Origin of the sequence: Acinetobacter sp. AKBS16 (assembly GCF_002899995.1) — a bacterium.
GTDB classification, from domain to species: Bacteria; Pseudomonadota; Gammaproteobacteria; order Pseudomonadales; family Moraxellaceae; genus Acinetobacter; species Acinetobacter baumannii.
Genome location: NZ_POYH01000033.1, coordinates 1 through 10,998, shown reverse-complemented (window position 1 = coordinate 10,998; position 10,998 = coordinate 1). Strand labels below are relative to the sequence as shown.

11 protein-coding genes and 1 pseudogene are annotated in these 10,998 nt (G+C 41.3%); 8 read left to right on the top strand and 4 right to left on the bottom strand.

Annotated features, from left to right (window positions below; all coding sequences use genetic code 11):
• Positions 1–396: pseudogene (locus C1642_RS05265) on the bottom strand (FAH family protein); the annotation flags it as partial.
• Between the two features lie 10 nt (positions 397–406).
• A complete protein-coding gene (abaQ, locus tag C1642_RS05260) occupies positions 407–1,711 on the bottom strand; it encodes a multidrug efflux MFS transporter AbaQ (protein WP_000345069.1) in 1,305 nt (434 codons plus the stop codon).
• A 169-nt stretch (positions 1,712–1,880) separates the two neighbouring features.
• Here abaQ and C1642_RS05255 point away from each other — a divergent pair, with 169 nt between their 5' ends.
• Together C1642_RS05255 and C1642_RS05250 are read left to right on the top strand one after the other, a co-directional pair.
• The gene (locus C1642_RS05255) at positions 1,881–3,614 is read left to right on the top strand and encodes an IlvD/Edd family dehydratase (RefSeq protein WP_001060819.1); all 1,734 of its coding nucleotides are present in this window, start codon (positions 1,881–1,883) and stop codon (positions 3,612–3,614) included.
• Between the two features lie 83 nt (positions 3,615–3,697).
• Positions 3,698–4,414 carry a FadR/GntR family transcriptional regulator gene (locus C1642_RS05250; protein WP_000029961.1) on the top strand — a complete coding sequence of 239 codons (717 nt, stop codon included), beginning with the start codon at positions 3,698–3,700 and terminating at the stop codon, positions 4,412–4,414.
• 67 nt (positions 4,415–4,481) lie between these two features.
• Here the strand turns inward: C1642_RS05250 and C1642_RS05245 are convergent, their stop codons facing one another.
• Together C1642_RS05245 and C1642_RS05240 are read right to left on the bottom strand one after the other, a co-directional pair.
• Positions 4,482–5,276, bottom strand: a complete 795-nt coding sequence (locus C1642_RS05245; protein ID WP_072618924.1) for a TorF family putative porin — start codon at positions 5,274–5,276, stop codon at positions 4,482–4,484.
• An 81-nt stretch (positions 5,277–5,357) separates the two neighbouring features.
• Entirely contained in the window at positions 5,358–6,272 is a 915-nt protein-coding gene (locus C1642_RS05240) for a LysR family transcriptional regulator (RefSeq protein WP_000423293.1), read from the bottom strand.
• Between the two features lie 100 nt (positions 6,273–6,372).
• On the opposite strand from C1642_RS05240, the gene C1642_RS05235 reads away from it, so the two are divergent.
• From C1642_RS05235 to C1642_RS05210, 6 genes are all read left to right on the top strand, one after another.
• Entirely contained in the window at positions 6,373–7,479 is a 1,107-nt protein-coding gene (locus C1642_RS05235) for a muconate/chloromuconate family cycloisomerase (RefSeq protein ID WP_001986121.1), read from the top strand.
• Positions 7,480–7,502: 23 nt separating this feature from the next.
• Complete coding sequence (gene catC, locus C1642_RS05230; protein ID WP_103236017.1) at positions 7,503–7,793, top strand: muconolactone Delta-isomerase; 291 nt, start codon at positions 7,503–7,505, stop codon at positions 7,791–7,793.
• Positions 7,794–7,953: 160 nt separating this feature from the next.
• A complete protein-coding gene (catA, locus tag C1642_RS05225; protein WP_001081618.1) occupies positions 7,954–8,874 on the top strand; it encodes a catechol 1,2-dioxygenase in 921 nt (306 codons plus the stop codon).
• Between the two features lie 134 nt (positions 8,875–9,008).
• Entirely contained in the window at positions 9,009–9,680 is a 672-nt protein-coding gene (locus C1642_RS05220; protein WP_103236016.1) for a 3-oxoacid CoA-transferase subunit A, read from the top strand.
• A gap of 18 nt (positions 9,681–9,698) precedes the next feature.
• On the top strand, positions 9,699–10,349 hold the full coding sequence (locus C1642_RS05215) for a 3-oxoacid CoA-transferase subunit B (protein WP_103236015.1): 651 nt from the start codon (positions 9,699–9,701) through the stop codon (positions 10,347–10,349).
• Between the two features lie 419 nt (positions 10,350–10,768).
• Positions 10,769–10,998: acetyl-CoA acetyltransferase (locus tag C1642_RS05210; RefSeq protein WP_103236014.1), on the top strand; the 230-nt coding region annotated here is incomplete at its 3' end.

The window sequence follows — 10,998 nt, the reverse complement described above, 5'->3', positions numbered from 1 at the left end:
ACCTTCTGCTGGACGGCCCTTTTGTAGCCCCCATTGAAATATTCGCATGGTGTCGGTTACCGAGCTGTCATCGCTTAAATTTTGTTGATGCATTTTGTCGCGTGCAGATGCAGAACCTAAATGGGTTAAGCCTGTACCGGAAATTAAACAATGCGTTGGATCTGGATGATCTAAAGGCGGCAATACCTTTAAGTCTGCTAATAAAGATGAATAATCATAAGTTTCGGACTCAAACCCTAACGCCTCAACTTGTTGTTCCAGTGAAACTTTATTGCGGATTGCTAAAAGTGCTAAATCACGAACCGATTGAATATCTTTAACCGGATATGCCATGTTGCCTTCTACTTTCGCGACGGCACGTTGATTTGCACGATTTTCAAATTGAATAATTTGCATGTTTTATTCCTTACAAAGGCTTTTGAATATTCACTGTTTGTGTTTTTTGACGTTCGAGCTTGGCATAGACAATGTAAGTCAGAATCAAGCCAAAAAGCATGACGATAGATAAGAAATACAAACCAGCAGCCATATTTCCCGTGTATTCTTTTAACAGTCCGATCCCAAATGGACCGACATAGCCACCTAAATTTCCAACAGAGTTAATTAAGGCAATACCAGCTGCTGCACTTGCACCCGTTAAGAAACGACCCGGTAGTGTCCAAAACACGGCAGTCGATGAAAATAGACAGAACGCAACTACAGCCAAAGCTGCCAACTGCATAACTGGAGAATTTAGCCAACCACTTAAAAACATTGCACAAGCACCTAGTGCATACAGAAAACTTAAGTGTCCATAACGATCGTTTAGGCGGTCAGTACTACGCGGAATAATGAGAAGTCCAATAATTCCAAAAATATAGGGAATGCTAGATAAGAACCCAATTTGAATATCACTACCTCCGCCAAATTGCTTAATAATGGTAGGAAGCCAGAGATTTAAACCATAAATACTTAACGTTACCGGTAAATAGTAGAGTGCTAATAAAAGTACGCGTTTGTCTTTTAAAGCATGTAGTGGATTGGCATGTCGGGTTTGGTCATATTCGGCTTCATCTTTAACGAGTTCATTTTTAAGCCATTGTTTTTGTTCAATGCTTAACCATTTTACTTTATCAATGTTATCGGGCAGCCACAAAAATGTAGGTAAAGCCAATAAAACCGCGGGCAAGCCAACTGCAACAAACAACCATTGCCAGCCGTGCAAATTCGCAATGCCATCCATTCCAAGTAATAGACCAGCTAAAGGCCCTGCGATCATCATGGCAATCGGTTGTGAAAGCACAAACATTCCCATGATTTTTCCGCGATGTCGCACCGGATACCACTGTGTAATTAGGTATAAAACACCAGGAAAAAAACCCGCCTCTGCTACACCGAGTAAAAACCTTAAGAGATAAAAACTTTTAGGGCCTTGAATAAGCGCCATGGCCATGGTGATGAGGCCCCATGTTAATAAAATGCGGGTAAACCATTTACGAGCACCAAATTTGTCTAAAAGCAAATTACTTGGAACTTCAAAAAGAAAATATCCAATAAAAAATAAGCCAGCTCCTAGACCATAGGCAGCATCACCAATTCCTACATCGGCACCCATATGCAAATGAGCGAACCCGACAGCGGCCCGATCAATATATGCCACCAGATATAGTATGACTAATGCAGGTATCAGCTTAAACGTGACCGTCCGTATTACATCCTTTTCGAAATCCATGTTCGACTCCATTTCCTATTATTTACTTATAGAGCATCTTGCTCGTAAATTATCCTTTCAATTTAAAATATAGTAATACTATTTGAATTTCAAACCTTTTAAAAATAAAATTTATGGTGTATTTTTAAATTAATTAATTCAAATAGTAATACTATATAGGGAAATTTGTATGAATAACAAACAAGTTCTTCGTTCGGCTGCTTGGTTTGGTACAACGGATAAAAATGGCTTTATGTATCGTAGCTGGATGAAGAACCAAGGAATTCCAGATCATGAGTTTCAAGGCAAGCCCATTATTGGAATTTGTAATACGTGGTCTGAACTCACCCCATGTAATGCGCATTTCCGAAAAATTGCCGAACACGTAAAAAAAGGGATTTTAGAAGCGGGCGGCTACCCTGTTGAGTTTCCTGTATTTTCAAATGGTGAGTCGAATTTACGTCCTACCGCCATGTTTACCCGCAACTTAGCCAGTATGGATGTCGAAGAAGCGATTCGTGGTAACCCTATTGACGGTGTGGTGTTACTGACAGGTTGTGACAAAACCACCCCTGCATTATTAATGGGTGCTGCAAGTTGTGATATTCCTGCCATTGTAGTGACTGGCGGACCAATGCTGAATGGTAAGCACAAAGGTAAAGACATTGGTGCAGGTACCATCGTTTGGCAAATGCATGAAGAGTTAAAAGCAGGCAAAATTGATTTAAATGAATTTTTATCCGCCGAATCTGGTATGTCACGCTCAGCTGGTACATGTAATACCATGGGCACGGCTTCTACAATGGCTTGTATGGCTGAAGCCCTAGGCACTTCTTTACCCCACAATGCGGCCATTCCAGCGGTAGATTCTCGCCGTTATGTGTTGGCTCATCTTTCAGGTATGCGCATTGTTGATATGGTTCATGAAGATTTACGCCTTTCTAAAATCTTAACCAAAGAAGCCTTTGAAAATGCGATTAAAGTCAATGCAGCTATTGGTGGTTCAACCAACGCCGTGATTCATTTAAAAGCAATTGCTGGACGCATTGGGGTTGATTTACAACTGGATGACTGGAACCGTGTTGGCCGCGGCATGCCAACCATTGTCGACTTACAGCCTTCGGGTCGTTTTTTAATGGAAGAGTTCTATTATAGCGGCGGCTTGCCAGCCGTGATTCGTCGCATGGGTGAAGCCAATCTCTTACCACATCCTCAAGCTTTAACCGTAAACGGTCAAACCATTTGGGAAAACTGCCAACAGTCACCTATTTATAATGATGAAGTGATTCGGAAAATAGATAATCCAATTCGACAAGATGGCGGTATGTGTATTTTGCGCGGAAATTTAGCGCCTAAAGGTGCGGTGCTTAAACCATCTGCTGCCACACCGGAGTTGATGAAACACCGTGGTCGTGCAGTCGTATTTGAAAACTTCGATGATTATAAATCCCGTATTAACGACCCAGATCTAGATGTCGATGAAACTTGTATTCTTGTGATGAAAAATGCCGGCCCTAAAGGTTATCCCGGCATGGCCGAGGTTGGAAATATGGGACTACCGCCAAAAATTTTAGCCAAAGGTATTACCGACATGGTTCGTATTTCCGATGCACGAATGAGTGGAACAGCGTATGGTACGGTCGTTTTACATGTTGCCCCTGAAGCTATGGCAGGTGGGCCTTTGGCCGTAGTTCAAAATGGTGACTTCATTGAACTTGATGCCTATGCTGGAAAACTTCACCTAGAAGTGAGTGATGAAGAACTTAAGCAACGTCTTGAAAATTTAGCACCACCAGCTCCCCCAAGTTTTATTGGCGGTTACCGTAAGCTCTATGTAGAACATGTTTTACAAGCCGATGAGGGTTGTGATTTTGATTTCTTGGTCGGTTGCCGTGGCTCAGAAGTTCCACGTCATTCCCATTAATATTTATTCTTGAAAAAGATGATCTTGTTAAAACACAAGGTCATCTATACCATAGGATATTCAACATGTCGTAATAGTGAAATATGAGTAAAGCTGACTATAAAAATCCTATTCCAAGCAAAAGCCAACATGCATTAATCGTTCAACAATTGGGATTAAAAATTGTTTCTGGAGAAATTTCAGAAAATGAAAAACTCCCAAGTGAAGTTGATTTATGTGAGGAATATAAAGTCAGCCGCCCGGTCTTTCGCGAAGCAATACGCGTTTTAAATGCGAAAGGCTTAACTTATTCAAGGCCCAAAATCGGAACAGTAGTTCGACCTAAAGAAGAATGGCATTTACTCGATCCGGATGTATTGTTTTGGCTAATTCAAACGACGCCTGAGCACGAGTTTTTTAAAACACTTTCTACCGTACGACGCGTTTTAGAACCGGAGTTAGCCTATATTGCGGCAAGTACAGCAAATGAAGAAGATATTGAGCGTATTAAGCAAGCCTATGAAGGAATGGAAAAGGCAACAACAGTTGAAGAATTTATAGAGCCAGATATCCAGTTTCACTTAGCAATTGCCAAAGCAACGCATAATGACTTATTGGCTTATATGTCAAAAATGCTGGTTTTACCTTTGCAGCAATCGATTCAAGTCACCAGTCTACGCCCAAATTTACAAGGTCATTCATTACCAAGACATAAAGCGATTTTAACAGCAATTGAAAATAAAGATCCGCTCTCTGCTCGTCATGCTTCACTGGTTCAGCTAGACGATACTAAAATGGCTTATGATTTAATTAAAAAATAATTTTCTCTATGTATTAGAAAAAGCCTGCTGACTCCAAATTAAAGTGATCAGGCTTTTTATTTATAAATTAGAACACCTTTTTTACAGATACTGTAAAGGTCGAATCAATCGGATTTGAAATTGGTGCACCCGGCTCACCATTACTATAATTTCTATAGTATCCGTCTTTGTCCCACGCTTTGGTATAAGCTAACCCTGTAGTCCAGCCATCACCTAAATCTTTAATAAGTTCGACTTTCATATCCTGAAAGTTAGCTTCCGAGAAATTTTTAATTCTTTCATAGCCATAGTGGGCACCAAAAGTCCAACTTTCATTGATCGGCTGTGTAAAGTTTAAATCTAAATAAGTTGTTCCTCGTGAACGTTTACCTTCAGGTCCACCCATCGTATTTGAGTTATAGCCTGCGTAATCTGGGGTATAGGTAATAAAATATTTGAGACTTAAAGGCCCATAACCAATTTGGGGCACAATTTCACCATAGTTGTAGCTGGTACTCCCCGTTTCAGGCGTACTTTTTGCACCTGGGTAATAATAATAAAAAACAGACATTCCAATTGAGAATTTATCGATGGTTTTTAAATAACCTGCATAAAAGTCCCATTCAACTGAAGCATCGCGGAGATAGTTAGAACTTACATTTGATGCCCAAGTACCCACAAATAGCCCATTCGGATTTGCATAATCTAGACCAATTTGTAATGCAGGCTTACCCCAAGTTTGTTGAAAACCACGTGAAATATATTGACTTGCAAAAGTCACATTCGCACTATACGGAGAAATTTGTTCTTGTTCATTTAATTGTTCAGCATGTACAACACCTGTAGACATAATGAGAGAAGCTACACCTAAAATTTTTCTCATTTAATAATTCCTTTTACATATTACCTATAGGTTTAAAGTTTTAAAATAACATGATAATTCAATTTAAAGCGTATTAAAAATTTATAAATTCAAATTTCTGGATACTTCTTCTTCGCTATAGATCTCTTCAATACAATCTAAGATTTTAGGAATATAGGAACTTTGATCCATGTTGCGCATGGATAGAGAGATGGGACTATAGGCTTCTAAATCTAAGATATTTAAATAAGTTAGATTCTTCATACCAATATCACAGGCGCTTTCCGGAATAATACAAATACCCTCTCCGGATGCCACTAAGCCAAGTGCCATATGAATTTCTCGTACTTCAGTCAGCTTGGCCGGAACAAGACCTAATTTGGTAAATAAAGCTTGAATAGTGGTCGAAAAATTTGGTTTAGGTGTGGTTGGATAAGAAAAAATTGTCTCATTGATAATTTGAGATAAATAAATTCCTGACTCTTGGAAATCACTTAATGGGTGTTTTTTATGGATTGCGAGTTTTAATTTTTCTTTTCTGAGTAAAAGTCGCTTAATGGCTGGATCACTAATTGGTAATCGACCAAAACCTAAATCAATTTTTCCTAACTTTAAAGCTTCGACCTGATCTCGTGTACCACATTCAATAAGCTCGACATGAATGTCAGGATTTTTTTGCCTAAATAGATAAATGACTTGTGGTAATCGCCCATAAAGAAGCGAACTCACATAACCAACTTTAACAACATTCTCGACCAGCTTCATTTTTTTAGCCATCGAAGCAGCTTGAGCGGTGTGCGTCAAAATTTGCACCGCATGCTGGTAAAAAAACAGCCCTGCTTCTGTTACTTTTAATGGACGAGAGCCTTTTTCGAATAAATCGATCCCTAATTCTTCTTCTAGTTTTTTGATTTGGCGTGTTAAAGGTGGCTGAGCAATAAAAAGCTTTTCTGCGGCTTTAGTCAGACTTTGTTCTTCAACAACGGTAACAAAATAACGTAGATGTCTTAATTCCATTAATATACCTTTTTAGTATCTTAAAATACCGTTCTATATCTATTTTAGGCTATTACATTCTTCTATGGTATACAAACAAGTTCGTAATAGTTGAAACTTCATGTATAGAACCATAGAAACCATACTTGTGGATATTCCAACTATCCGTCCTCACCAGTTGTCTGTGACTACTATGCGTACCCAGACTTTGGTACTCGTTAAAATTACGACCACGGATGGTATTGTCGGTTGGGGTGAAGCCACCACCATTGGTGGGCTGAACTATGGTGAAGAAAGTCCTGAGAGTGTCAAAGCCAATATTGATACCTACTTTGCACCATTACTGACATCAGTTAAAGATTTAAATGTTGCACAAACACTAAAACTGATTCGTAAAAATATTAATGGTAACCGCTTTGCTAAGTGTGCCATTCAGACTGCCCTACTTGATATTCAGGCCAAACGTTTAGGTGTGCCATTAAGCGAAGTTTTAGGCGGCCGTCTGCGTAATAGTTTACCTGTGCTTTGGACGCTTGCGTCTGGTGACACGGAAAAAGATATTGCTGAAGCTCGCAAAATGATTGAGCTAAAGCGCCACAATACGTTCAAACTTAAAATTGGTGCGCGTCCTTTACAGCAAGATGTTGACCATGTGATTGCTATTAAAAAAGCATTAGGGGCTGATGTTAGTGTACGTGTAGATGTAAACCGTGCATGGTCAGAACTTGAGTGTATTCATGGTATTCAACAGCTCCAAGATGGTGGAATCGATTTAATCGAACAGCCATGTGCCATTCAAAATACCGAAGCACTTGCTCGCCTCACCCAACGTTTTGATGTAGCCATTATGGCTGATGAGGCTTTAACTGGACCTGACAGCGCGTACCGTATTGCAAAAAATCACGGTGCAGATGTATTTGCCGTAAAAATTGAACAATCTGGTGGCCTGATCGAAGCATGTGAAGTTGGCAAAATTGCTGGTTTGGCTGGTATCGACCTATATGGCGGCACTATGCTTGAAGGTCCTGTAGGAAGTATTGCATCGGCCCATGTATTTGCAACTTTTGAAACGTTAGCGTTCGGCACAGAATTATTTGGTCCGTTATTACTTACCGAAGAAATTTTAAAAGAGCCGCTACGTTACGAAAACTTTGAATTGCATTTGCCGACAGCTCCGGGCCTAGGCATTGAAATTGATGAAGATAAGATTGAGAAATTACGTCGTTAAGGCAACAGGATAAGGAGTTTCCCATGTTATTTCATGTACGTATGGATGTGCATATTCCACTTGATATGCCAGCCGACAAAGCAAATGAAATTAAGGCCGTTGAAAAGGCTTATTCGCAAGACTTACAACGCCAAGGTAAATGGTGTCATATCTGGCGAATTACAGGTCAGTACTCGAACATCAGTATTTTTGATGTAGAGAGCAATGAAGAATTGCACAACATTTTACAAGGTTTACCTCTCTATCCATATATGAACATTGAAGTGATGGCACTTAACCGTCATCCATCTTCTGTCCGTGATGATGATTCGTAAATAGAAAGAATTTTTTAAATGCGATCTCTGAAGTCCATTTAAAAACCAAGCAGATTATTCAGAAGGTAACAAGGAACGTGGCGGCAATTATTCGCTAGCAAAACAAAATGCCCGCAGCGCTGCCACCCAAAACCGTATTGCATACTTAAGGAGTTTTAGTATGAACCGTCAACAAATTGATGCGCTTGTAAAACAAATGAATGTCGACACTGCAAAAGGCGAAGTTGATGCACGTGTTCAACAAATTGTAGTGCGCCTTCTTGGGGATTTATTTCAAGCCATCGAAGATTTAGACATCCAACCTTCTGAAGTTTGGAAAGGTTTGGAATATTTTACCGATGCAGGTCAAGCAAATGAACTTGGTCTTTTGGCAGCAGGCTTAGGTCTTGAACATTACCTTGACTTACGTGCAGATGAAGCAGATGCCAAAGCTGGTATTACAGGCGGTACACCTCGTACTATCGAAGGTCCACTTTATGTTGCTGGCGCACCTGAATCAGTTGGCTTTGCACGTATGGATGACGGAACCGAGACTGGCAAAATCGATACCTTAATTATTGAAGGTACGGTAACCGACACTGATGGCAATATTATTGAAAATGCCAAAGTTGAAGTATGGCATGCCAACAGTTTAGGTAACTATTCATTCTTTGATAAGTCACAATCTGACTTTAACTTACGCCGTACCATTTTCACCGATGCAGATGGTAAATATGTAGCGTTAACCACTATGCCAGTTGGTTATGGATGCCCTCCTGAAGGTACAACACAGGCTCTTCTTAACAAGTTAGGCCGTCATGGTAACCGTCCATCTCACGTTCACTACTTCGTTTCTGCACCGGGTTACCGCAAGCTGACTACTCAATTCAACATTGAGGGTGATGAGTATTTATGGGATGACTTTGCCTTCGCTACTCGTGACGGTTTAGTAGCAACAGCAGTAGATGTCACAGATCCTGCTGAAATTCAACGCCGTGGTTTAGATCACGCTTTCAAACACATCACATTTAACATTGAACTGGTTAAAGAAGCCGCTGCTGCCCCTTCAACTGAAGTTGAACGCCGTCGCGCTAGTGCTTAATTGAAAGTGTATGTGAGTTAAAAGTTCGCTTTTGACTCACAAAATTTACTCCATTTATTACTACCATTAAGAATTTCAATAAATTTTTAGCGGTAGTAATACATCACGTTACCTCATGCTCTAAGGTTTCTCACATGATTGACAAAAGTAAGTCCTCACTAAGCGAGGTTTTATCGCAGATTAAAGATGGTGCAACCATTCTGATTGGTGGTTTTGGTACCGCAGGACAACCCGCTGAACTCATTGACGGTCTGATTGAACTTGGCGTTAAAGACCTGACCATTGTCAGCAACAATGCCGGTAATGGTGATTATGGTCTGGCGAAACTGCTTAAAGCTGGTTCAGTTAAAAAAGTGATCTGTTCTTTTCCACGTCAGTCTGACTCTTATGTGTTTGATGAACTTTATCGTGCCGGAAAGATCGAGCTTGAAGTCGTACCGCAAGGCAATCTGGCGTGCCGTATTCAGGCAGCAGGTATGGGCCTTGGGGCGGTGTTTACCCCAACGGGCTTTGGAACACTTTTGGCCGAAGGTAAAGAAACCCGTCATATTAATGGTAAAGACTATGTGCTTGAGTATCCGATCAAGGCTGACTTTGCCCTGATTAAAGCCTATAAGGGCGACCGCTGGGGCAATCTGGTTTACCGTAAATCTGCACGTAACTTTGGTCCGATCATGGCCATGGCTGCTGATGTCACCATTGCTCAAGTTTCTGAAGTGGTTGAGCTGGGTGGATTAGACCCGGAACACATCATTACCCCAGGTATCTTTGTACAACATGTTGTACAAGTACAGCCCGCACAGTAAGCAATAAGGAGAAATAACATGAGCTACCAGAAACTCAGCCGTGACCAGATTGCGCGTGTGGCACAAGATATTCCCGATGGCGCCTATGTGAACTTGGGTATTGGTTTACCGACCAAGATTGCCAGCTACTTACCTGCTGATAAAGATGTCTTTCTACATTCTGAAAATGGTCTGTTGGCTTTTGGCCCACCACCAGCGGCAGGTGAAGAAGACCCTGAACTGATTAATGCGGGTAAAGAGTTCGTGACCATGCTTGAAGGCGGCAGCTTTTTCCACCATGGAGACTCCTTTGCCATGATGCGTGGTGGTCACCTTGATATTGCGGTGCTTGGGGCATTTCAGGTGGCAGCCAATGGTGACTTGGCCAACTGGCACACAGGTGCACCGGATGCGATTCCTGCTGTTGGTGGTGCAATGGATTTGGCAGTTGGTGCCAAGAAAGTATTTATCACTACGGACCACGTCACCAAACAAGGTGAGCCGAAGATTGTGGCTGAGCTGACTTATCCGGTAACGGGTAAGCACTGTGTGGATCGTATTTACACTGACCTGTGTGTGATTGATGTGACCAAAGCTGGTTTAAAGGTGATTGAAAAGGTGGAAGGCCTTAGTTTTGATGAGTTACAGGCTTTAACGGGTGCAACTTTGATTGATGCGACTCAAGGGTAAGGTTTACACAACAAACACCTATTACACAGCATTCACTATCGTGACAGGCGACATGGATGTCGCCCGTTGGACAGGGAGGCAAGGAAGCCTCCTGTGTTCAACAAAGGTTTTTGTTACTTTTGACCTTTCAAAAGTAAGGTATCGCTTATACAACAAGCTTACGGATATCACAGTAAATTACAGCCGTGATGGTATTCGTTGATATGAAAATTTATAAAGCATCTCAACGGAGTCTTATCTATTTAAGCCAAATACCACCAGCTAATTCGTGTCACTTTTTTAAAAAAGTAACCAAAAATCTTTGTTACTCAGACACAACTTCCTTGTTGTGCTGAGCAACACGGCGACATCCATGTCGCCACCGTGAAATACCTACGGAGAATGGCTAAAAAGGCCTGAAGTAAAGGACAAAAGTTAGAATGAAAAACGCTTATATCATCGATGCCATCCGTACTCCATTCGGCCGTTATGCCGGTGGCCTTGCACCCGTCCGTGCCGATGACCTTGGCGCTGTGCCGATTAAGGCTCTCATGCAGCGTAACCCAAGTGTAGATTGGGAACAGGTCGATGATGTGATCTATGGCTGTGCCAACCAAGCGGGTGAAGACAACCGTAACGTGGGCCGTATGTCAGCACTACTTGCTGGTTT

Coding starts and splice junctions, on each gene's coding strand:
- abaQ (WP_000345069.1), bottom strand. CDS start 1,711: ATGGATTTCGAAAAGGATGTAATACGGACGGTCACGTTTAAGCTGATA.
- C1642_RS05255 (WP_001060819.1), top strand. CDS start 1,881: ATGAATAACAAACAAGTTCTTCGTTCGGCTGCTTGGTTTGGTACAACG.
- C1642_RS05250 (WP_000029961.1), top strand. CDS start 3,698: ATGAGTAAAGCTGACTATAAAAATCCTATTCCAAGCAAAAGCCAACAT.
- C1642_RS05245 (WP_072618924.1), bottom strand. CDS start 5,276: ATGAGAAAAATTTTAGGTGTAGCTTCTCTCATTATGTCTACAGGTGTT.
- C1642_RS05240 (WP_000423293.1), bottom strand. CDS start 6,272: ATGGAATTAAGACATCTACGTTATTTTGTTACCGTTGTTGAAGAACAA.
- C1642_RS05235 (WP_001986121.1), top strand. CDS start 6,373: ATGTATAGAACCATAGAAACCATACTTGTGGATATTCCAACTATCCGT.
- catC (WP_103236017.1), top strand. CDS start 7,503: ATGTTATTTCATGTACGTATGGATGTGCATATTCCACTTGATATGCCA.
- catA (WP_001081618.1), top strand. CDS start 7,954: ATGAACCGTCAACAAATTGATGCGCTTGTAAAACAAATGAATGTCGAC.
- C1642_RS05220 (WP_103236016.1), top strand. CDS start 9,009: ATGATTGACAAAAGTAAGTCCTCACTAAGCGAGGTTTTATCGCAGATT.
- C1642_RS05215 (WP_103236015.1), top strand. CDS start 9,699: ATGAGCTACCAGAAACTCAGCCGTGACCAGATTGCGCGTGTGGCACAA.